The organism is Catellatospora sichuanensis (genome assembly GCF_007483665.1).
GTDB lineage: Bacteria > Actinomycetota > Actinomycetes > Mycobacteriales > Micromonosporaceae > Catellatospora > Catellatospora sichuanensis.
Genome location: NZ_ML660188.1, coordinates 49754 through 71447 on the forward strand (window position 1 = coordinate 49754; position 21694 = coordinate 71447).

General features: G+C 71.5%; 22 protein-coding genes. 9 read left to right on the top strand and 13 right to left on the bottom strand.

Going from position 1 to position 21694, the window contains the following annotated elements; translation table 11 throughout:
* Positions 1-4: 4 nt before the first annotated feature.
* Positions 5-1495: a peptide MFS transporter gene (locus FLL47_RS09065; RefSeq protein ID WP_144120006.1), complete on the bottom strand. Its 1491-nt coding sequence runs from the start codon at positions 1493-1495 to the stop codon at positions 5-7.
* Between the two features lie 184 nt (positions 1496-1679).
* Here FLL47_RS09065 and FLL47_RS09070 point away from each other — a divergent pair, with 184 nt between their 5' ends.
* A complete protein-coding gene (locus FLL47_RS09070) occupies positions 1680-2018 on the top strand; it encodes an RNA polymerase-binding protein RbpA (protein WP_144120007.1) in 339 nt (112 codons plus the stop codon).
* Between the two features lie 51 nt (positions 2019-2069).
* Here FLL47_RS09070 and FLL47_RS09075 read toward each other — a convergent pair whose 3' ends face one another.
* The 9 genes from FLL47_RS09075 to kdd form a co-directional block, all read right to left on the bottom strand.
* A complete protein-coding gene (locus tag FLL47_RS09075; protein WP_144120008.1) occupies positions 2070-2585 on the bottom strand; it encodes an FxsA family protein in 516 nt (171 codons plus the stop codon).
* A 34-nt stretch (positions 2586-2619) separates the two neighbouring features.
* Positions 2620-3405: a polyprenol monophosphomannose synthase gene (locus tag FLL47_RS09080; protein ID WP_246157694.1), complete on the bottom strand. Its 786-nt coding sequence runs from the start codon at positions 3403-3405 to the stop codon at positions 2620-2622.
* An 11-nt stretch (positions 3406-3416) separates the two neighbouring features.
* Positions 3417-5021 (bottom strand): apolipoprotein N-acyltransferase, encoded by a 1605-nt coding sequence (gene lnt / locus FLL47_RS09085; RefSeq protein ID WP_246157759.1) that lies wholly within the window; start codon positions 5019-5021, stop codon positions 3417-3419.
* Between the two features lie 623 nt (positions 5022-5644).
* A complete protein-coding gene (locus FLL47_RS09090; protein WP_144120010.1) occupies positions 5645-6979 on the bottom strand; it encodes a glutamate mutase L in 1335 nt (444 codons plus the stop codon).
* On the bottom strand, positions 6976-7356 hold the full coding sequence (gene kal, locus FLL47_RS09095; protein WP_144120011.1) for a 3-aminobutyryl-CoA ammonia lyase: 381 nt from the start codon (positions 7354-7356) through the stop codon (positions 6976-6978). Before kal ends, FLL47_RS09090 begins: the two co-directional genes overlap by 4 nt.
* Positions 7357-7426: 70 nt before the next feature.
* Positions 7427-8188: a lysine 5,6-aminomutase subunit beta gene (kamE, locus tag FLL47_RS09100; protein WP_144120012.1), complete on the bottom strand. Its 762-nt coding sequence runs from the start codon at positions 8186-8188 to the stop codon at positions 7427-7429.
* On the bottom strand, positions 8185-9774 hold the full coding sequence (gene kamD / locus FLL47_RS09105; protein WP_144120013.1) for a lysine 5,6-aminomutase subunit alpha: 1590 nt from the start codon (positions 9772-9774) through the stop codon (positions 8185-8187). The genes kamE and kamD overlap by 4 nt, the downstream gene beginning before the upstream one ends.
* Entirely contained in the window at positions 9761-11305 is a 1545-nt protein-coding gene (locus tag FLL47_RS09110) for an amidohydrolase (RefSeq protein ID WP_144120014.1), read from the bottom strand. Before FLL47_RS09110 ends, kamD begins: the two co-directional genes overlap by 14 nt.
* A 4-nt stretch (positions 11306-11309) precedes the next feature.
* Positions 11310-12374 (bottom strand): L-erythro-3,5-diaminohexanoate dehydrogenase, encoded by a 1065-nt coding sequence (kdd, locus tag FLL47_RS09115; RefSeq protein ID WP_144120015.1) that lies wholly within the window; start codon positions 12372-12374, stop codon positions 11310-11312.
* Positions 12375-12526: 152 nt separating this feature from the next.
* Between kdd and FLL47_RS09120 the strand changes: the two genes are divergently transcribed.
* Both FLL47_RS09120 and FLL47_RS09125 read left to right on the top strand, forming a co-directional pair.
* Positions 12527-13891, top strand: a complete 1365-nt coding sequence (locus FLL47_RS09120; protein WP_144120016.1) for a KamA family radical SAM protein — start codon at positions 12527-12529, stop codon at positions 13889-13891.
* A 77-nt stretch (positions 13892-13968) separates the two neighbouring features.
* Complete coding sequence (locus FLL47_RS09125) at positions 13969-14835, top strand: type II CAAX endopeptidase family protein (protein ID WP_144120017.1); 867 nt, start codon at positions 13969-13971, stop codon at positions 14833-14835.
* 20 nt (positions 14836-14855) lie between these two features.
* Here the strand turns inward: FLL47_RS09125 and FLL47_RS09130 are convergent, their stop codons facing one another.
* Positions 14856-15716 (bottom strand): methyltransferase domain-containing protein, encoded by an 861-nt coding sequence (locus FLL47_RS09130; protein WP_144120018.1) that lies wholly within the window; start codon positions 15714-15716, stop codon positions 14856-14858.
* Positions 15717-15904: 188 nt separating this feature from the next.
* Here FLL47_RS09130 and FLL47_RS09135 point away from each other — a divergent pair, with 188 nt between their 5' ends.
* Complete coding sequence (locus tag FLL47_RS09135) at positions 15905-16468, top strand: histidine phosphatase family protein (protein ID WP_144120019.1); 564 nt, start codon at positions 15905-15907, stop codon at positions 16466-16468.
* A 225-nt stretch (positions 16469-16693) separates the two neighbouring features.
* Here the strand turns inward: FLL47_RS09135 and FLL47_RS09140 are convergent, their stop codons facing one another.
* Both FLL47_RS09140 and FLL47_RS09145 read right to left on the bottom strand, forming a co-directional pair.
* Entirely contained in the window at positions 16694-17200 is a 507-nt protein-coding gene (locus FLL47_RS09140) for a carboxymuconolactone decarboxylase family protein (RefSeq protein ID WP_144120020.1), read from the bottom strand.
* Between the two features lie 76 nt (positions 17201-17276).
* Positions 17277-17897, bottom strand: a complete 621-nt coding sequence (locus FLL47_RS09145; RefSeq protein ID WP_144120021.1) for a TetR/AcrR family transcriptional regulator — start codon at positions 17895-17897, stop codon at positions 17277-17279.
* A gap of 92 nt (positions 17898-17989) precedes the next feature.
* Here FLL47_RS09145 and FLL47_RS09150 point away from each other — a divergent pair, with 92 nt between their 5' ends.
* The 5 genes from FLL47_RS09150 (at position 17990) to FLL47_RS09170 (ending at position 21643) form a co-directional block, all read left to right on the top strand.
* Positions 17990-18706 (top strand): SDR family NAD(P)-dependent oxidoreductase, encoded by a 717-nt coding sequence (locus FLL47_RS09150; protein WP_144120022.1) that lies wholly within the window; start codon positions 17990-17992, stop codon positions 18704-18706.
* A 28-nt stretch (positions 18707-18734) separates the two neighbouring features.
* Positions 18735-18974 (top strand): tautomerase family protein, encoded by a 240-nt coding sequence (locus FLL47_RS09155; RefSeq protein ID WP_144120023.1) that lies wholly within the window; start codon positions 18735-18737, stop codon positions 18972-18974.
* A gap of 84 nt (positions 18975-19058) precedes the next feature.
* Complete coding sequence (locus tag FLL47_RS09160; protein ID WP_246157695.1) at positions 19059-20444, top strand: ferredoxin reductase family protein; 1386 nt, start codon at positions 19059-19061, stop codon at positions 20442-20444.
* A gap of 3 nt (positions 20445-20447) precedes the next feature.
* Positions 20448-20873 (top strand): FMN-binding protein, encoded by a 426-nt coding sequence (locus FLL47_RS09165; RefSeq protein WP_144120024.1) that lies wholly within the window; start codon positions 20448-20450, stop codon positions 20871-20873.
* Positions 20870-21643 (top strand): FAD:protein FMN transferase, encoded by a 774-nt coding sequence (locus FLL47_RS09170; protein WP_222106007.1) that lies wholly within the window; start codon positions 20870-20872, stop codon positions 21641-21643. Before FLL47_RS09165 ends, FLL47_RS09170 begins: the two co-directional genes overlap by 4 nt.
* Positions 21644-21694 lie beyond the last annotated feature (51 nt).

A 21694-nucleotide genomic window follows, 5' to 3' on the forward strand; every position in this document is an offset into this window, starting at 1 on the left:
CCTCTCAGTGCACGCCGGACATCAGTTCACCGATCCGGCGGGCGCCGAACCAGAAGCAGACGCCGACGATGACGGCCAGCGCACCCAGGGTGCCGTAGTACGCCGCGTCGGACAGCTTGCCGCTCAGCGGGGTGACCCAGGTGTTGAGGGCGTTGCCGGCGGCGGTGGCCAGGAACCACAGGCCCATCACCTGGCTGGCGTAGCGCAGCGGGGCGAGTTTCGTGGTGACGGACAGCCCGACCGGGGACAGCAGCAGCTCGGCGCAGGTCTGGATGAAGTACACCAGCACGATCCACCACGGCGAGATCAGCCCACGGGCGGCGGCCGCCCCGGCCGTGCCCATCACCAGGAACGACAGGCCGATGCCGAGCAGTGCCAGGGAGAACTTGACCGGTGTGCCGGGCTGGCGGCGGTCCAGCCGCGTCCACATCCACGCGAACAGGGGCGCGAGCAGCAGGATCAGCACCGGGTTGATCGACTGGAACCAGGCCGTGGGAATCTGGAAGCTGCCGACCTGCCGGTCGACCTTCTCGTCGGTGAACAGGCTCACCAGGCTGCCGGCCTGGTCGTAGATCATCCAGAACAGCGCCGCCCCGATGAAGATCCACACGTAGGCGCCCACCCGGGAGCGCTCCTGGTGGGTCAGGGTCTTGTCGCGGAACATCATCATGAAGTACAGGGCGGGCACGACCAGCGCCAGGATCGTGAGCGCGTTCTTGACGTGGTCGGCCTTGAAGGTGCCCGCTGCGATGTCGATCGCCAGCAGCACCACGATGACGGCCACCACGATTGCGGCGATCTTCAGGATCTTGTTGCGTTCGTGGGCCTGCAGCGGCTTGTGCGCCTTGAGGCCGACACCCTCGAGCCGGCGGTAGCCCAGCAGGTACTGGATCACGGCGATGGTCATGCCGAGCGCGGCGATGCCGAACGCCACGTGCCAGTCCCGCCTGGCCGCGAAGATGCCGGTCAGCAGCGGGGCGAAGAACGCGCCCAGGTTGATGCCCAGGTAGAACAGCGTGAAGCCGGCGTCGCGGCGGGACTCGTGCATCTCCGGGTGCTTGTCGTAGAGCTCGCCGACCATGGCGGAGATGTTGGGCTTGAGCAGGCCGGTACCGAGCACGATGAGCACGAGGCCGAGGTAGAACATGGACCTGGCGGAGAACGCCAGCGCGTAGTGGCCCAGCGCGATGATGATGCCGCCCCACAGCACGCTGCGGCGGGTGCCGAGGATCCGGTCGGCGATCCAGCCGCCGGGCAGGGCCGTGAAGTAGACCATCGAGACGTAGATGGAGTACAGCGAGGCGGCGGCGACGTCGTCCATGCCGAAGCCGCCGTCGGTCAGCTCCGCGGCCAGGAACAGGGTGAGGATGGCCCGCATGCCGTAGTAGCTGAACCGCTCCCACATCTCGGTGAGGAACAGCACGACCAGGCCACCGGGGTGACCGAGCCAGGTCTTGACCGGTTTGCCCGATGCCGGCACCGCCGTGGTGGCCATCGCGTTACCCCCGGATGTGATGTACCCCGCAAAACTGGTCCAATCGGACGATATCGCGCCGCTCAGGCACACATGAGGAGCTCTCCGGAATCGGCTGCGGCTGCGGCGTGTGTCATGGTGGGGAATCGTCCGGGCGATCAGGTCGTTGCATCACCCGGAAGCCATACGAGTGTGAGGAGCTGACATGGGCGATCGGATGTTGCGGGGAAGCCGCCTGGGGGCCGTCAGCTACGAGTCCGAGCGCAACACCGAACTCGCGCCGCGTCAGATGCGCGAGTTCCTGTGCGCCCAGGGCCACCGCTTCGAGGTGCCGTTCGCGGTCGAGGCCGAAGTGCCCGCGACCTGGGAATGCAAGTTCGACGGGAGCGTGGCGCGCCTGGTCGACGGCACCGAGCCGGAGCAGAAGAAGGTCAAGCCGCCGCGTACGCACTGGGACATGCTGCTCGAGCGCCGGTCCATGACCGAGCTCGACGAGATCCTCAACGAGCGCCTGGCCGACGTACGCACCAGACGCGGCCGCTGAGCACACGCAAAAGGCACCCGCCCCGATTCCGGGGCGGGTGCCTTCGTGCTGTCAGTCGACGATCTCGCCTTCGATGACCTCGGTCGGCCCGGGCCGTCCCGCCGCGGGCGGATGTGGCGGGTGGGGCTGGTGGTGCGGGTCGTGCGGAGTGCTGACCCGGACCTTCCTGGGCCCGAACACGCTGTTGGCGGCCGACGCCGGGATGCGCTTCTCGGTCGCGGCCCGGATCCGGCCCCGGACGAGCCCGCGCACCGGCGGGATCAGCAGCAGCAACCCGACCGCCGCGGTCAGCAGCCCGGGGATGATCAGCAGCAGTCCCGCGATCAGCCCGACCACGCCGTCGAGGGCCTGGTCGCCGCGCGCCTGCCCGGCCAGCCGAGCCTCGCGTAGCCGCCGCCACGCCGAGAGCCCCTCCTTGCGCAGCAGCACCGCGCCGAGCAGCATCAGGCCGACGGACAGCAGCAGCGTCGCGCCGATGCCGATCAGGCGGCTGACGCCCCAGAAGACGGCGAACTCCACCGCGCCCAGCAGCAGCACGGCCAGCGGCACCCACCGCAGTCTGCGCATCCGGTCACCTCCAGCCGGTCCGGCCGGCGTGGGATCACGGCCAGCGGTCACTCGGCTTGAACATACGCCGCACCGACTCGCGGCGGGACTGGGCACCCCACACGGTGACCTTCCACAGCGCCTCCTTGATGATGGAGCCGCTCATCTTGGACACGCCGTGCTCGCGCTCGGCGAACGTGATCGGCACCTCCACGATGCGGAAGCCGTGCCGGTGCGTGCGGTAGGTCAGCTCGACCTGGAAGCTGTAGCCGCGCGAGGTCACCGTCTCGACGTCGATCTTGCGCAGGACGGGGAGCCGGTACGCGCGGTAGCCGCCGGTGGCGTCCTTGACGCCCATGCCCATGACCACGCGGGTGTAGAAGTTCGCGCCGCGCGACAGGATGAGCCGGCGCACCGGCCAGTTGACGACCTTGCCGCCGCGCACCCAGCGCGAACCGATGACCGCGTCCGCGCCGCGCAGTGCGTCGAGCAGGCGCGACAGCTCCTCCGGGGCGTGCGAGCCGTCGGCGTCCATCTCGACCACGGCGTCGTAACCGTGCTCGTGGGCCCAGTCGAAGCCCGCGATGTACGCCGCGCCGAGGCCCTGCTTGCCGGGCCGGTGCAGCACCTTGACGTGGTCGTCGGCCGCGGCCATCTCGTCGGCGATCGCGCCGGTGCCGTCGGGGCTGTTGTCGTCGGCGATCAGGATGTCGACCTCGGGCGTGGCCCGGCGCACCCGGGGCACGATCAACCGGACGTTCTCCGACTCGTTGTACGTCGGAATGATCACCAGTACCCGGCCTACGCCGGGATACCCGATCTCCGCCTCGTTGCCGCTCACCGGGGCCTCCACTATGCCGCTCCTGCCTGTCCAGTGTCCTCCACCGGCGCGGGGCGACGCCTGCGCGCCACGCCCGCCGCGATCAGCAGCGCCACCGCCCCGAGGGTCAGCAGCAGCTCCGGCCACGCCCCCGCCCGCGTCGCCGGCGTGGTGCCGGAGCCGAGGTGAAGGTCGCGCACGAGCACCGCGTCGGTATTGAAACCAGATGCATCATGCACATTTCCGTCGGCAGTTACAAATCCGGACACACCGACAGTCGACGCCATGAGGCTGTCACGGCCGTGTTCGACGGCCCGCAGCCGCACCATCGCCATCTGCTGCAGCGCCTCGGACTCGTCGAACGTGGCGTTGTTCGTCTGCACGGCGAGCAGCTGCGCACCGGCCAGCACGGTGTCGCGCACGACGTCGTCGTAGGCGACCTCGAAGCAGATCACGTCGCCGACCTTCGCCGGGCCGAGGGTGAGCACGCCGGGGGCGGTGCCCGCGACGAAGTCGGTGCGCAGCAGCTTGGCCTGGTTGGTGATGGCCTGCGCGAGCGGTTCGACGATCGGGCGCAGCGGCAGGTACTCCGCGAACGGCACCGGGTGCTGCTTGAGGTACATCTGCTCGGGCAACGCGCCGGGTGCGAGGTCGGCGGGCCAGACCAGGCCCGCGTTGCGCGACTGACCCTGCTCCGGTCCCGACAGCACCGCGCCGACCAGGATCGGCGCGCCGATCGCCCGGGCGGCGGTGTTGATCGCGTCGGCGGCGCCGGGATTGCGCAGCGGGTCTATGTCGGAGGCGTTCTCCGGCCACACCACCAGGTCTGGCTGCTTCGCCTGGCCGGCGCGGACCTTTTCGGCGAGCGCGACGGTGGCGGCGACGTGGTTGTTGAGCACGGCCTGGCGCTGGGCGTTGAAGTCCAGGCCCAGTCGCGGCACGTTGCCCTGCACGACGGCGACGGTCACCGCGGGGCCGTCCGGGGTGGTGGCAGGCAGGACGAGGCCCAGCAGCGTGACGGCCAGGGCCCCGACGGTCGCGGCCGCGGCGCGGGTCCAGGCTCGCGCGGCGATGAGCTCGCCGAGGGCGTACGCCAGCAGCCCACCGGCCGCCGCGACGGCGAAGGTGACCAGCGGGGCGCCGCCGTACCCGGCCAGCGCCAGGGTCGGGGCGTCAGCCTGGCTGAACGCGAGCCGTCCCCACGGGAACCCGCCGAACGGAGCGCGGTCGCGCAGCGCCTCCTGGGCGACCCAGAGCAGCGCGATCGCGGCGGGCCACAGCCACGGCCGGCGCCTGGCGAGGGGGCTGACCCAGGCCAGGGCGAGGCCGAGCAGGCCGAGATAGGTGGCCTGGAACAGGGTGAGCAGGATCCACGGGGCGTAGCCGACGTGCAGGTTCGTCCAGGCCAGCAGCGGACCGAAGAACACAGCGCCGGTGAGCAGGCCGAGGCCGAACCCGGCGCGCAGCCGCCGCCCGCGGACCGCGACGGCCAGCAGCGCCACCCCGATCGGGGCGGTCCACCACAGGCCGTACAGCGGGAATGCGGCCAGCAGCGCCAGCCCGGCGGCGACCGCCAAGACCAGGGCCGCGGGCAGCCGCAGCGGTGTCCATGCGCCTGCGGGCGCGTCGCCGGGCACGCTGTCCGGGCCGGTTACGCCGTCCGCCGAAGCGAGGGTCTGCACAGTCACCACGTCACCAATCTTTCCCCGCCCGGGCGCGCACGTACGCCACCCGCGCCAAGATCGGCGGTCCGGGTGCCGGTGCAAGGCTACACAGCTCTCCCCCGCGCCTTCACAGCCTCGCGCCCGCACCGCTTCCGTGCCGCAACAGCCCTTCGCCCATGCCCGGCGAACTGCAGTTTCAGGGAAACTGCACGCAAAGGCGAGCGCGAAAGGCCAGATTCCCCGAAAGTGCAGACCCGCGCCGACGGCGCTTGGCATCGGCGGCGGTGGATCGGGTGAGGGGCGCGTCGGTGGCGGGCAAAGGCCGGGGCGCGGCCGGAAAGGCCGCGCCCCGCACTCCCAACTCCAACGGTGCCAGCGGTCGACCTTCGGGCCGATCGGCGTCCGGGGCCTGACCCGGTGCCGATCGTTTTCTACTGATCGGTGCTGGCCCCTGCCGCGCCCGGCCGCCGGATCGGCGACGCCCGCCGGGGAGGCGGCAGGCACGGTGGAGGACCTCACGACGGTACCGGCGCGGCCCCGCACGGTCAATTTCACGATGTGGTCACCCACCGTGACGAACACCGCAGTTCGTGGCATCAGCCCAGCTCAGAGGCGAGTAGCGCCGCCGCGGCGTCGGGATGTTCCACCGAGAGGAGTCCTGCCGCGGCCAGAATGTAGGACGCGTCGACGACCGTCCGGGCGGCGCGCGGCAACGCCCAGCCGCCCGCGGTGTCACGCAGGCCCGCGCCGAGCACGGCTTGGGCGACGTGCGGCGGGCTGTGCCGCAGCACGCCGCCGGAGCCGATCGCGGTGCGCACCGCGCGCAGGTCACGTCCGCCGCGGCGCGGACCCCCGGCCACCACGGCTTCGCCACGGGCGTGGCGGCGCAGCGCGACGGTCACCGCGAGTTCGGCCAGCCGCTGGTCGACGGCGCGTTCGACGCCGTCGTCGGCGACGTACCCGGGGTGCTCGGCGCGGGCTGCCGCGGCGAGTTCCAGGACCTGCGCCTCGTCCGTTCCGATGATCTTCTCGAGGGCCGCGGCTGCCACGACACCGGGCGCGGACCAGCGCATGCCGAGGTCGCCCTCGACGGTGCGGGCCGCCCACATCACCCCGGCGACCTCGTCGCGCACTCCGGCGAGCTGCTCGGCGTCGGGGGTGAGCACCGAGTACACGTCGGTGGTGGCCCCGCCCACGTCGACGACCAGCAGGTCCTCCCCCGCGCGGGCAGCCAGCAGCTCGACGCCGGACAGCACCGCGTCCGGGGTCGCCGCCCGTACCAGCGAGGCGAACCGGGGCCCGCGGGACAGCTTCTTGCCGCCGATGACGTGCTGCAGGAACACCTGCCGGATCGCGGCCCGGGCCGGGCCGGGGTCGAGCACGCCGATGGCGGGCAGCACGTTGTCGACCGGGACCACCGGCACGCCCGCCCCGGAAAGCAGCTCGGCGAGCTGCTCGCGGCAGTCGGCGTTGCCGGCCAGCACCGTCGGCACCCGCCAGCGGGCGTTGGCCAGCCGGGTCGCGTTGTGGGTGATCGTCTCGGCGTCGCCGCCGTCGGTGCCGCCGACCAGCAGCACCACATCGGGCCGGGCGGCGCGCAGCTCGGCCAGCCCGGCCCGGTCGAGACGTCCCGCGGCGACATGCACGACCCGCGACCCGGCCGACAGCCCGACCCGGTGCCCGGCCTGCGCCGTCACCAGTCGCTCGTAGCCGACGACGGCAAGCCGCAGCCCGCCGCCTGCCGACGAGCACACCAGCAGCCCGTCCGGGGCACGCCCGGTCGCCGCCACGGCCGCGTCCAGGCCGTGCAGGACGTCGGTGCCGACAGTGGTGCGGTGCGAACCGGTCGCGACCAGTTCACCGCTGCCGGTGTCGACCAGGGCCGCCTTGGTGAACGTCGACCCGACGTCGACACAGCACAGCAGGCTCACTTGGCCGGGACCACCACGGTGCCGGTCGCCGTCACCGCGGTCACCGGCGGGTCGAGGACCTCGGCGGCCGACTCGGACCGGTCCGGGCGGCCCCGGCACACCACGCGCGCCTCGAAATCGATGGTGCGGCTGCGGTTGCCCATCCGGGCCACCGTCGCAACGATCTCCAGCACGTCCCCGGCCCGCATCGGGGCCTTGAACTGCACGTCGGAGTACGACGCGAACAGGCCTTCATCGCCGTCGAGCTGGATGCACACCTCGGTCGCGACGTCGCCGAACGCCGCGAGGGCGTACGCGCCGTCGACGAGGTTGCCCGCGTAGTGGGCGTGGCTGTAGGGCACGTACTTCCGGTGGGTCACGGTAAAACCGACGCTCATGCCCGCTCCTCGCTTCGCTCGTCACCGGCATGAGCTCTCACGTGCCCCATGATTCGCTCGCTGCGCTCGCTCATGCCGCCACTGCCTTCTTCCGCTCGGCTTTCTCGGTGATCAGCGCGTGCACCAGATAGCTGGCGACCTCGCGCGGGGTGGTGCCGCGACCGAAGATCCGGTCGACGCCCAGCTCGCCGGTCATCAGCTCGTCGAAACGCGGCCCGCCGACGATCAGCAGCGGCCGCTTGTCCGCGGGCAGGGCCTCGCGGAACGCCGCCGACATCTCGCGGGTGTTGTGCAGGTGCGCGTCGCGCTGGGTGACGACCTGCGAGACGAGGACCGCGTCGGCCTTCTCCGCCTTCGCCGCGGCGACCAGCTCGGGCACGGTGATCTGCGCGCCCAGGTTGACGACCTTCAGCTCGCGGTAGTACTCCAGGCCCTTCTCGCCGGCGATGCCCTTGAGGTTGAGGATCGCGTCGATGCCGACGGTGTGCGCGTCGGTGCCGATGCACGCCCCGACCACGGACAGCTTGCGGCGCATCTTCTGCTTGACGACCGTGTTGACCTCCTTGGCGGTCAGCAGCGGGAAGTCGCGCTCGACGACCACGACCTTGTCGAGTTCGACCAGGTGCCGGACGCTGCCGTAGATCACGAAGAAGGTGAATCCGTCGCCCATCTGCTTGGCGTGCACGAGCATCGCCGGCTCCAGGCCCATCTTCGCCGCGAGCTGCAGAGCCGCGCCTTCGGCCTTCTTGTCGTGCGGCAGCGGCAGGGTGAAGCTGACCTGGGTCATGCCGTCGCCGGTGGTGTCCCCGTACGGGCGGATGACCGTCTTCACTGCTGCTCCTCCTTGGCCGGGGCCTCCAGGATCTCGGTGGCCGGGTTGTAGTAGCCGTCGTCGTGCTTCGCGACGCCGTCCAGGCCCTTGCCCCGGTGCGCGGGCCGCTTCATGATCCCGAACGTGCCGTCGGCGATCGCGTTGAGCAGCGTGTCGTCCTCGATCTTTTCGAGGAGGTCGATCGCCTCGTCGAGGACCTGGTGGGCGCGGCGCTGGATGAACCCGTCGGGCGCGGGCACGAAGTCCTCGTGCAGGTTGCCCGCTGCGCCGAGCACGTAGCGCACGTTCTGCAGCGCGATGTCGCGGTCGGACAGCCACGGGGTCACCACGGCCTCGGTCATCATGCCGACGAGCAGGATGCCCTGGCCGGTCAGCGCGCCGACCAGGTTGAAGAACCCGTCGAGCAGGTTGCCGCGGAACACGTCGCCGGTCATGTGCTTGGTCGGCGGCATCCACTTCAGCGGCGCCTCCGGGAACAGCTCCCGCGCCAGCAGCGCGTGGGCGAGTTCGAGCCGGAACGACTCCGGCAGCTCCGGGTTGATCTCGAACGCGTGCCCGAGGCCCAGCTGCCAGTCCGCCAGCCCGGCCTCGTGCGCGAAGTACTCGTTGAGCAGCTGCGACACGGTGACGGTGTGCGCGGCCTCGACCGCGTCGGCGGTGGTGAGGTAGTTGTCCTCACCGGTGTTGATGATGATCCCGGCGCGGGCGTGGATCTGGCGGGAGAAGCGCTGGTCGACGAACGTGCGGATCGGGTTGATGTCGCGGAACAGGATGCCGTACATCGAGTCGTTGAGCATCATGTCCAGGCGCTGCAGTCCGGCCAGGGTCGCGATCTCGGGCATGCACAGGCCCGACGCATAGTTGGTCAGCCGCACATATCGGCCCAGCTCCTTGCTGGACTCGTCCAGGGCGGCCCGCATGAGCCGGAAGTTCTCCTGCGTGGCGTACGTGCCCGCGAAACCCTCGCGGGTCGCGCCCTCGGGCACGTAGTCCAGCAGGGACTGCCCGGTGGAGCGGATCACCGCGATGACGTCCGCGCCCGCGCGGGCCGCGGCCTGCGCCTGCGGGATGTCCTCGTAGATGTCGCCGGTCGCCACGATCAGGTAGATCCAGGGGCGCTGCTTCGGGTCGCCGTACCGCTTGATCATCCTGTCGCGGTCGGCGCGGTTGCGGTCGATCTGCTTGATCCCGGCGGCGACCTGGCGCCGGGACGCCTTCTTCGCGGCGGTGACGGCCTTGCCGGTGGGCAGGTCGAACCGCACCGACCCGGCGGCGGCCTTCTGCGCCAGCAGGGTCAGCTCCGCCGCCGTCGGGTCGAGGCCGTGCTCGGCGAGGGCGTGGAACACCGGCAGTGCCACGCCGTGACCCAGGCCGACGTCGTTGCGCACCGCGTCGACCAGGCGGTTGACCCACGGGATGCCGTCGGGGTCGGCGCCGGTGACCCCGGCCAGCCGCAGCACCGCCCGCTCCACCGACACGGTGGTGTGCGAACGCGCCATGTCCACCACGGGCCGGCCGGCCTTCGCGGCCAGCGCCCGGGCCCGGTGCACCAGCGCCGGGTCGAGACCGAGTTTATTGCTGCTCATAGATCGTTTCTCCACGCAGGACGGTACGGACACAGACCGGCAGCTCGTCATGCTGCTCAAGACTGGGAAGGGTGCCGGACAACCCGGCCGGGGTACGCCACACCGCGAACGTCGCCGGAGCGCCCGGCGCCAGCACGCCCTCGGCGTCCTTGTGCACGGCGCGCCAGCCGCCGCGGGTGTGCGCCGCGAACGCCGACTTCGCGCTCATCCGCTGATGGGTGTTGAAGTGCTGCATCGCCGCCCGGACGCTGCCCCACGGGTCCAGCGGCGTCACCGGGCTGTCGGACCCGAACGCCAGCGCCACGCCCGTGTTGTGCATCTGCCCCATGGGGTTCGACGCCAGGCTCCGCGCCACCCCGAGCCGCTGGGCGTACATCTGGTGCTCGCCGCCCCACAGGCGGTCGAACGCGGGCTGCATCGACGCGACGATGCCGTACTCCACGAACGCGGCGATCAGCCGCTTGTCCATGATCTCGGCGTGCTCGACCCGGTGCCGGGCGTCCCGGAGCGCGTCGGTGCCCAGCACCTCGTCGGCGGCGGCGAATCCGGCCACCACCGTCGAGATCGCCGCATCGCCGATGGCGTGGAAACCGCCCTGCATCCGGTGCCGGTGGCAGTCGAGCAGGTGATCGCGCACCTGCTCGACGGTCACGTAACCGTGCCCGCAGCCGCGCTCACCGTCGAGGTAGTCCTCGCCGATGTGCGCGGTCCGTGAGCCGAGCGCCCCGTCGGCGTACAGGTCACCGCCCGCGCCGACCGCGCCCAGTTCCCGGGCCTTGGCCGCGCCCATCAGCTCGCCCCAGAACCCGTACACCTCCGGCAGCCCCTGCCCCGACAGGCGCAGCAGCTCGGTGAAGTCGTCCTCGCTGGACGTGCCGGGACCGCCGCACTCGTGCACGGCCGCGATGCCCAGGCTCGCCGCGTGGCGCAGCATCCGCATCTGCGCGTCACGCCGCTGCACGATCGTGATCTGCCCGAACGCCGCCGCTCGCACCACGTGGTGCGCGTCGCGGCGCACCCAACCCGACGCGTCGTAGCCCGCAGCGTCGGCGGCCATGGCCAGCAGGTCCGAGGAGACCAGCGCCGAGTGGATGGACGCCTGGGACAGGTACACGCTGCGCCCGCCCGCGGCCCGGTCCAGCTCGCCCGCGGTCGGCGGGGTCTGCGCCGCACCCCAGGTGCTCTCGTCGAAGCCGTGCCCGAGCACGACCGCCTCCGGGCCCAGCCCGGACGCGAACGCGGCCACGGCCTTGAGCAGCTCCGTCGCGCTGCGTACGGCGGACAGGTCCAGTCCGGCCAGGGCCAGGCCGGTGTCGGTGGCGTGCACGTGCGAGTCGACGAACGCCGGGGTCACCAGGGCCCCGCCAAGGTCGACCCGGAGGTCTGCCCTGGGTGCGTCGGCGAGCGGGCCCAGCCACACGATGTGCTGGCCGCGGGTGAGCAGTGCCGTGGCACCCGGATCAGCGGGGCTGCGGACGACGGCGTCGTGCCAGAGCGTCGTGCGCTCGGCCGGCAATGCGGAGATCTGCATTACGTCAGTCTGCCGTGCCGGACGTGGCCCGCGAGGCCTCGTGGTGCAGACGGGACTCGAACAGCGCTCGCACCGCCGGGACCTGACGCAGCAGGTCCAGCGCGTACGCGGCGTGCCCGGGCACGTAGCCGTTGCCGACCAGCATCGTCACGTCCGCGGCCAGGCCCTCCGCGCCCAGCGCCGCCGCCGCGAAACTCGTCGCCATCGAGAAGAAGATCACGGTGCCGCCGTCGGCGGTGGACAGGATCGCACCGTGCTCGCAGCCGGGCACGTCCACGCAGACCACGGTCACGTCCGCGGCCCGGCCGCCCAGCGCGGCCTCGACCGCCTCGGCCAGCGCCACCGGGTTGCGGGCGTCGGCCATCGCGACGGCGTCGGCCAGGCCCGCATCCTCCAGCAGGGTGCGTTCGCGCTCGATCGGCACGACGCCGACGGTGCGGCTGGCGCCGGCGGCCTTGGCGGCGGCCAGGGACAGGGAGCCGCTCTTGCCCGCGCCGCCGATCACGGCGACGGTCGGGTTGTCGTACCGCGCCACCACCCGGGCGGTCAGTGCGGGCGCGCCGCACACGTCCATGACCGCGAGAGCCAGCTCGGGATCCATGTCGGCGGGCAGGACCGCGGCGATGGAGCGGGCGAACAGGATCGCGTGGCCCTCGCAGGGCACCTGCTCGCCGCCGCCGTCCCAGTGCTTGAGGCCGTCGGTGATCGACAGCGGGGTCAGCGTGAGGGAGACCAGGGTGGCGACCCGGTCGCCGACCTTGAGGCCGAGTGGGGAGTCCGGGCCGACGGCCTCGACGGTGCCGATCAGCATGCCGCCGGAGCCGGTGACGGGGTTCTGCATCTTGCCGCGGGCGCCGATGATCTCCAGGACCTCGGCGCGCACCGCGGCGCCGTCACCGCCGTGCTTGGTGGCCAGCTGCCGGAAGCTCGCCGCGTCGAGGTTGAGCCGCTCGACGGCGATCCGCACCTCGTCTGCCGCTATTTCGGGCGAATTGTCCAGGCGGAGCGCCGCCTGGGGCAATACGCCGCCCGGTTCCAGGACCCGGTGCAGGCCGATCGGTGACGTCATTGTCCGGTTCTCCTAAAAAGTGAAGTGCACCCGCGAGATCAAAACCAATATTGCGGTTAGATTTGATGTGTGCGGGAAATTCTACGGCAGACTAGTTGGTAGGCCGAAGAACTTCCAGTATGGTCAACGGGACCGCAAAGGAGAGGCCACCGATGAACGCTGGGCAACCCTACGAGTACCGCCGCGTAGAGCTGATCGAACCGGACTGGACCCGGTTCCCGGGCTGGCGCGACGTCACCCTCGCGCAGTGGGAGTCCGCGCAGTGGCAGCGCGTCAACTGCATCAAGAACATCAAGCAGCTGCGCGCCGTGCTCGGCGACACCGTCGACGAGACCTTCTACGCCGACCTCGAGGCCGACCAGAAGGCGCTGGCCACGATGTCGATGCTGGTCCCCCCGCAGATGATCAACACGATGGCGCGGGAAGAGCTGACCACCGAGGCGTTCTACGCCGACCCGGTGCGCCGCTACATGATCCCGGTCGCCTCCGACCGGCTCACCGAGTGGGCCAGCCACCCGCACGCCAGCCGCGACAGCCTGCACGAGCACGACATGTGGGTCGCCGAGGGCCTCACCCACCGCTACCCCACCAAGGTGCTCGCCGAGCTGCTGTCCACCTGCCCGCAGTACTGCGGCCACTGCACCCGCATGGACCTGGTCGGCAACTCCACCCCCGCGGTCGAGAAGCTCAAGCTCACCCTCAAGCCCGTCGACCGCTACGACGCGCACATCGCCTACCTCAAGGCCCACCCGGGCGTGCGTGACGTCGTCGTCTCCGGCGGCGACGTGGCCAACGTGCCGTGGAAGAACCTCGAGTCGTACCTGATGCGCCTGCTCGAGATCGACACCATCCGTGACATCCGGCTGGCCACCAAGGCGCTGATGGGCCTGCCCCAGCACTGGCTGCAGCCCGAGGTCGTCGAGGGCCTGGAGCGGGTCGCCCGCACCGCCCGCCGGCGCGGCGTCAACCTGGCGATCCATACGCACGTCAACCACGCCAACTCGATCACCCCGACCGTGGCCCGGGCCGCGAAGACGGCCCTCGAAGTCGGCGTCCGCGACGTACGCAACCAGGGCGTGCTCATGCGCGGCGTCAACGCGACCTCGCCGGACCTGCTCGACCTGTGCTTCGCGCTGCAGGGCGAGGCGAACATCCTGCCGTACTACTTCTACATGTGCGACATGATCCCCAACGCCGAGCACTGGCGGGTCTCCGTCGGCGCCGCCCAGCAGCTGCAGCACGACATCATGGGCTACCTGCCCGGCTACGCCACCCCGCGCATCGTCTGCGACGTGCCGTTCGTCGGCAAGCGCTGGGTCCACATGGTCACCGAGTACGACCGCGAGAACGGCATCTCGTACTGGACCAAGAACTACCGCACCTCCATCGAGGCCGACCAGGACGTCGACGTGCTGTCCCAGCGCTACGCGTACTACGACCCGATCGACACCCTGCCCGAGTCCGGCCAGAAGTGGTGGCGCAAGCAGATGGACGAGCAGCTCGCCACCGAGGCCTGAGCCCGTCCCCGCACGACAGGGCCCCGCCTCCCGCTGTTTACGCAGCTGGGGGCGGGGCCTTTCTCGATACTGAGGACATGGCGAGCACCGTCGTCGACAACCGCCGGCAGGCCCGGCGCGGCCTGACCGTCTTCGGAATCCTCGTCGCCGTCTTCGCCGCGATCTTCCAGTCGATCCTCGCCGCCACCACCAACCCGTGGTGGGTGTACGCCGTCATGTGGTCGGTCGCCGCCGCCTCCGTCATCACCCGCCTCGTCCTGAACGAGGGCTTCGACGACGTCTCCTTCCGGTTCGGACCCGCCCGCCGCACCCTGCCCTGGATCGCCCTCGGCATCGCCTTCCCGCTGGTCGTCGGAGGAGTCGCCTACGGCACCGCATGGCTCACCGGACTCGCCCGGTTCACCGCGCCCGCAGCGTTCGGCGGCTTCGGCGGCCGCCTCCTGCTGGCCGCCACCATCGGCACCGTGATCAGCGCCCTGTCCGCGGCCGGTGAGGAGATCGGCTGGCGCGGTTACATGCTCACCCGGCTCATCCAGGCCGGGGTGCCCCGGCCCGTGTTCGTCAGCGGGCTCATCTGGGGCCTGTGGCACGTCCCGCTCATCCTCACCGGGTTCATCTACGGCGGCCACCCGTACACCTGGCTCGCGGTCCTGGTGTTCTTGATCTCCGCCGTCGCCACCGGTTACGTGATCGCCCGTACCCGGCTGGAGACCGGCAGCATCTGGCCGCCCATCACCCTGCACGCCGCTTACAACAGCGTCGTCCAGGCCGTGTTCGACCCGGCCACCGCCGGCCCGAACGCTGCGTTCTGGGTCGGTGAGGAGGCCGGGCTGCTCGTCGCCGCCACCCTCGTCGTCGCCGCCGTCATCTGCAGCCGCGGCACCTGGCGCCTGCTCGCCACGCCCGGCCGGCCGCTCGCCGTGCCGCCCGGCATCCGCCTGTGAGCCTGCCGGCCGCGTTCCCGTCAGGCGGGGACCGTGCCCGCGACCACCCAGACCGTCAGCGCCACCAGGAAGTCCTCCCGCTCGTCCGCGTCGCGGACCACGTCCAGCCAGCGGTCCACCGTCGCCGTGGCGTCGCCGTCCTCCTCCCCCACGATGTGCAGCAGCATGTCCCGATCGAAGTAGGGCACCACGTGCTGCGCCTCGGCCGGGTCCGTGAAGCACATCGTCATCGGGTGGCACTCCAGCTCGCCGACGCCCGCCCGGCGCAGCCGGTTGCGCAGCGTGCGGCCCATCGTCGGGTTGGACATCACGCTGTGGTGCCGCAGCCGCCACATCATCGGTGTGAGCACCTCGGCGGGCAGCCCGTCGAAGACCAGCGACTCCCAGTCGGTGTCCACCAGGCAGATCCGCCCCTGCGGGCGGGTCACCCGGATCAGTTCCGCGATCACCGCCTCCGCCTGCGGCAGGTGTTGCAGCGTACGCTCGCACCGCACCGCGTCGAAGACGTCGGCCGGGTAGTCCAACCTGGCCAGATCCCCGGTGACGAAGCGGACGTCGCCGGCGTCGGGGTGGGTCTGGTGCCACCGCTCGTAGCGGTGCGCGGCCAGCGAGAGCATGCTGCGCGAGTTGTCGACGCCGTCGACCCGGCCGTCCGCGCCGACCAGCAGCGCCAGCGCGAGCACTTCCTCTCCCAGCCCGCAACCTCCGTCGAGCACGTGGTGACCGGGCTTGACGTGCATCGTCTCGGATGCCCGCGTCCGGATGTCGGTGATCGCCCGGTAGGCGGCGGCTTTGTCGAGGTATGCCACGAGCCGTGCCTGCATCTGCGGCGGGCTCTGGTCGACCCGCGCGTAGTGCGGCATGAGCGGCGCATCCGTCATACCTCAATTCTGTGAGTACTGGAGCCTCCGCAGGCGGAACCGCCAAGATCACCTCCTACCGGCGGCGGCACGCTCCCGCTAGAGCTTCCTAGGCCGCTAGGAGCAAGACTCACAGGTCGAAACCGCCCGTCCTGGTTCTGATCACCGCTAACGTGTCCTCAGGAACACGAGCGGGGAGGATCGGCACCATGCGAGAGATCGTGGTGGTCCGGCACGGGCAGACGGAGTGGAGCGCCAACGGCCGCCACACCTCGTACACCGACCTGCCACTGACCGCCGAAGGCGAACGCCAGGCCGCCCAACTGGCCGGACGGCTGGCAGGGCGGGCGTTCGCCGCGGTGCTGTGCAGCCCCCTGCAGCGCGCGGTACGCACCGCCGCGCTGGCCGGTCTGGAGATCACCGCCACCGACGACGACCTGCTGGAGTGGAACTACGGCGCCTACGAGGGCCGCACCACGGTCGAGATCCGCCAGGAGCGTCCCGAGTGGACCGTGTGGCAGCACGGCTGCCCGGGCGGCGAGACGGCCGCCCAGGTCGGCGCCCGCAGCGACCGTGTCCTGGAACGCGCCCGGACCATGCTGGCCAGTGGCGACGTCGCGCTCGTCGGGCACGGCCACCTGCTGCGCGCGCTAACCGCCCGCTGGCTGGGTCTGCCGCCACAGGACGGCGCGTTGTTCCGGCTGGAGACGGGCACCCTCAATGTGCTCGGCTTCGAGCGCGAGACACCCGTCCTGCTGCGCTGGAACAGCTGAGCCGCCACTGCCCCGAACATGCCGTCGGCCAACGCGCGCTGCCAGCGTGCCGCGGGTGAGGTCCTCTCGGTGACGGCGGCGCGAGCTGTGGCGGCTGCACGGCTACCTGGCGGTCGTCGCGGTCGACGGCGCGTCGGCGTTCGGCCGCCCCTTCGTGCGGCGGATCGCCGAGGCGGTGGCCCGCTACCGTTAGGCGCGCAGCCTTCGGCCGCCCTCGGTGGGGGCTCAGGCCCGCAGCGCGTCGTCGGGGTCGGCGCCGACGGCCGACAGCACGCCGCTGAAGAAGCGGCGGATGCACACGGCCAGCACGATCTGCAGGACGTCGGTGTCGGACAGCCCGAATGCGCGCAGCGGGGCGGCGTCCTTTCCGGTGATCGAGGTCGGATCGGCCGCGGCCTGGTCCGCGAAGTCCATGATCGCGACGTCGACGGGGTCGAGGCCGGCGCTGTGGTGGTCGGCGATGATGGCCCGCAGTTGTGTTTCGTCGTAGAAGCGGTCGCGTAGCACCTTGGCGTGGGCGAGGGTGCAGTAGTCCGAGCCCAGCCGCCGGGCGGCGGCGAGGGTGACCAGCTCGTACCGGCGCAGGTCCATGCCGTCGCGCACGCTGCCGGCCAGCTGCTGCCAGCCCGCGTACGCGTCGGGCGCCAGCGCGAACACCCGCAGGTAGTTGGGGATGTAGTCGGTCTGGTCGGCGTACAGGGGCGACGCGGCGGGGGTGACGAGATAGGTCATGGCCGCGACGTTAGACGCGGGTGCGCTCCGGCGCGGGCCGAAGTCCCCCATCCGTCAGTCCGGACGACGGGGCCGGTCAGGCTCCTGCGGGCCGGGCCTCTGCCGGCACCTGCAGCAGACCGAGGCTGCTGTGCCAGAGCGTGCCCAGCTGGGCCGGGTCGTCCAGCAGCTTCGCCAGCAGTACCCGGCCCTCGACCTGGGCGACGATGGAGCGGGCCGCGTCACGGGTGTCGACGGCGGGGCCCGCCTGCCCGGCGCTCTTCGCCTCGACGATCACCTTCTCGATCATGTCGATCTGCGCCTCGAAGATCTCCTGCAGCCGGTCGCGGATCTCCGGGACCTGGTTGCTGAGTTCGGCGGCGAGGTTGCCGAACAGGCAGCCGACGACCAGGCCCGCCTGCTGCCGACCGGCCCGCTGGAATTGCTCGGTCGCCTCGAACAGGTCGCGCAGCCGCTCCAGGGGCGCGCGACCGCTGCCGAGCAGCTCGCTCCACTGCTGCTGCTGAGCGGCCCAGTGCTCGTCGATGACGGTGAGCGCGAGCGCCTGCTTGGAGGCGAAGAAGTGGTAGAAGCTGCCCTTCGGCACACCGGCGGCCGCGCAGATCTCCGCGACGCCCAGCGCCGAGTAGCCCCGCTGCTCGATCAGCGTCCGGGCCGCTTCCAGGATCTTGTTCCGCGCGTCACTCGTTCTACCCATGGCATTGACGATACACGACCAGTCGTCTACCTTTTAGTAGACCGGTCGTCTAGTACGCCTCCGGCCACCGCGAAGAGCAAAGGAAACGAACCATGAGCTTCGAAAACGGGCAGAAGGTCGCTGTGATCACCGGTGCCTCGCAGGGCATCGGCGCGGGCCTGGTGGAGGGCTACCGCAAGCTCGGCTACGGCGTCGTCGCGACCTCGCGCACCATCCCCGCCTCGGCCGACCCGAACATCGTGACCGTGCAGGGCGACATCGCCCACGCCGACACCGCCGAGCGCGTGACCCAGGCTGCGCTGGACCGCTTCGGCCGCATCGACACCCTCGTCAACAACGCGGGCATCTTCATCGCCAAGCCGTTCACCGACTACACCGTCGACGACCTCGCACAGGTCACCGGCATCAACCTCGCCGGATTCTTCCACCTCACCCAGCGGGTGCTGCCGCACCTGCTGGCAGCCGGCGGCGGTCACATCGTCAGCATCACCACGAGTCTGGTGGACCAGGCCGACAAGAACGTGCCGTCGGTGCTGGCCTCGCTGACCAAGGGCGGCATCAACTCCGCGACCAAGTCGCTGGCCATCGAGTACGCCTCGCGCGGCGTGCGGGTCAACGCCGTCGCGCCGGGCATCATCAAGACCCCGATGCACCCGGTCGAGTACCACGAGACGTACGCCGGGCTGCACCCCGTCGGCCGGATGGGCGAGACGGACGACATCGTCGGGGCGGTCCTGTACCTCGAGTCGGCACCCTTCGTCACCGGCGAGATCCTGCACGTCGACGGCGGCCAGAACGCCGGCCACTGACCCGCCCGATCACCAGAGAGGACCGATCATGCCCATCGTCAACATCCAGATCACCCGCGAGGGCAGCACGCCGGGCACGGCGGCCGCGACCGCCGAGCAGAAGGCGGCGCTCATCGCGGGCGTCAGCAAGCTGCTGCTGGACGTGCTGGACAAGCCGCTGGACTCGACGTTCGTCGTCATCGACGAGGTCGAGCCCGAGAACTGGGGCCGGGGCGGCCTGCCCGTCCCGCAGTACCGCGAGCAGCAGCGCTCGGGCGACCGCCGGTAGGGCGTCTGCCCGCCGGGGCAAAGCAGGGGCGTGTGGTTTCCGTGTCACCGGGAACTGCGCGCCCCTGTCGGGACTCGCCGTGGCGTGACCCCTGACCGATTCCCTCTCCCCCGGCCCCGCGACGGAGCCGTCGGGCGCACCGTCACCGCCGTGCTGGCCTGCGCCACCCTGCTGGTGGTGCTGGCCCTGTGGGTGACCGCCGGCGGTGTGACCGAGCTGGGCACCGACGGCACCGGGCTGGTGACCGTGGCCCGCCTCACCGGGCTGACCGCCTCGGATCTGCTCCTGCTGCAGGTGCTCGCGATGGCACGGGTGCCCTGGGTGGAGCGCGCCTGGGGCCAGGATCGGCTGGCCCGGATCCACCGGCTGCTCGGTTTCACCTCCTGCTGGCTGATGACCGCGCACGTGGTGCTGGTCGTCGCCGGGTACGCCGCGTCCACGGACACCGGTGTGCTCGCCCAGTCGGCCGATCTGGTGGTGCGTTATCCGGGGATGCTGCTGGCGGCGGCGGGCACGGCGCTGCTGGTCCTCGTCGTGGCGCTGTCGGTGCGGGCGGCACGGCGCCGGGCGCGCTACGAGAACTGGCACCTGCTGCACCTGTACGCGTATCTCGGGGTGGGCCTGGCCCTGCCGCACCAGTTGTGGAACGGGGCGCACTTCGTCACCTCCCGCGCCGCGACGGCCTACTGGTGGACGCTGTGGGGCTGCGCCGCCGCCGCGCTGCTGGCGTTCCGTGTCGGGCGGCCGCTGTGGCTGTCGCGCCGCCACCGGATCACCGTCGACGAGGTGCGCCACGAGGCGTCCGACGTGTACTCCGTGTACCTGTCGGGGCGGCGGCTGGACGGGCTGTCGGCGCGGCCCGGGCAGTTCCTGACCTGGCGGCTGCGCACCGGGCGCGGCTGGAGCCGGGCGCATCCGTTCTCGCTGTCCGAGGCCCCGCGCAAGGACCGGCTGCGGTTCACCTTCCGCGCCGCGGGCGACGACGGCGCCCGCCTGGCCGGGGCGGTCCCCGGCACGGCGGTGCTGATCGAGGGCCCCTTCGGTACGCTCACCGAGGGCCGCCGCCGCGGCGAGCGGGTGCTGCTGATGGCCGCGGGCATCGGCATCACGCCGATGCGCGCGCTGCTGGAGGGCATGCGGTACGTCGACGGCGAGCTGACCCTGATCTACCGGGCCCGCAGCGCCGACGAGCTGGTGCTGCGCGACGAGATCGACGGCATCGCCGCCGAGCGCGGCGCGCAGGTGATCTACCTGCCCGGTCCCCCGCCGACCGGACGCAGCTCGTGGCTCACCGCCGAGCTCGCCGAGCGCCACGCCGACCATGAGGCGCTCACCCGCCTGGTCCCGGAACTCGCCGCGCGGGACGTGTTCCTGTGCGGTCCCCCACCCTGGATGGCGGCGGCACGTGCCGCGCTGCGGACGGCCGGGGTGCCCGCGCGCCAGGTCCACGACGAGCGGTTCGGATGGTGAGTGATGCGTAAGATCACGTTCTTCCTGCTGGCGACGATCGCGGGCCTGATCGGCCTGTTCAGCTACCGCACCAGCTTCGGCGAGGCGGTGCCGCAGTCCCGGCCCGCCGAAGCGGCGACGCCCGCGCCGTCGCCGACGGTCATCGCGGGTGGGCGGCTCGTCGACGGTGACGCGGTTTTCACGGAGTACGGCACCGTGCAGGTGCGGGTCACGTTCGCGGGCGGGCGCGTGGCCGACGTGGTGATCCTGCAGAAGCACACGGTGCACGAGCATTCGCTGGTGCTCAACGAACTCGCCCTGCCGCGGCTGCGGGAGCAGGTGCTCGACGCGCAGTCGGCCGAGGTCGACACCGTGTCCGGCGCCACCGCCACCAGCCGGGCATACCTGGACTCACTGCAGTCCGCGATCGACCGGGCACACACCCCGTGAGCCCGCTCGTCCCGCCGCGGCGGGCCTGGGTCGAGCAGATCATGGGGATGCCGGTGAGCCTGCACCTGCGCGGCCCCGGTCTGGACTCGGCACCTGTCCGGCGGTCCGTGGACGCCGTGTTCGCGCTGCTGCGCGAGGCCGACGCGGTGTTCAGCACGTACCGGACGGACAGCGACGTGAGCCGGATCGACCGGGGCGAGCTGACCGTGGCGGACGCGCACCCGTGGGTGGCCGACGTCGCAGCGCTGTGCGACGAGGCCCGTGAGCACACCGGCGGCTGGTTCGACGCATGGCTGCCCGCCCCCGACGGGGCGCGGTGGTGGGATCCGTCCGGACTGGTCAAAGGCTGGGCGGTCGAGCGGGCGGCGGAGCTGCTGTCCGGTGCGGACTTCTGCCTCAACGCCGGTGGCGACGTCGTCGTGTCCGCTGCGCCCGGACACCCGCCGTGGCGGGTCGGGGTGGAGGACCCGCGGCAGCCGTCGCGGCTGGCCGAGGTGTTGACTCTGACGTCGGGCGCGGTCGCCACCTCGGGCACCGCGCAGCGCGGCGCGCACATCGTCGACCCGTACCGCAGGTCGACGACGGCCGACGTAGCGGGCGTGACCGTCACCGGGCCGTCGCTGCGGTGGGCCGACGTGTACGCGACAGCGGCCGCCGCGAGCGGTGTGACCGGGTTGGACCTGCTGCGCGGCACTGGATACGAGGGGATGCTGATCGGTCGGGACGGGCGCGCGCGAGTCACCGAGGGCTTCGCCGGTGCCCCCCGCTGACACCGCCGGACTTGTAGCATCCCCGCGACCCCGTCAGCTCCGGCGGGCTTG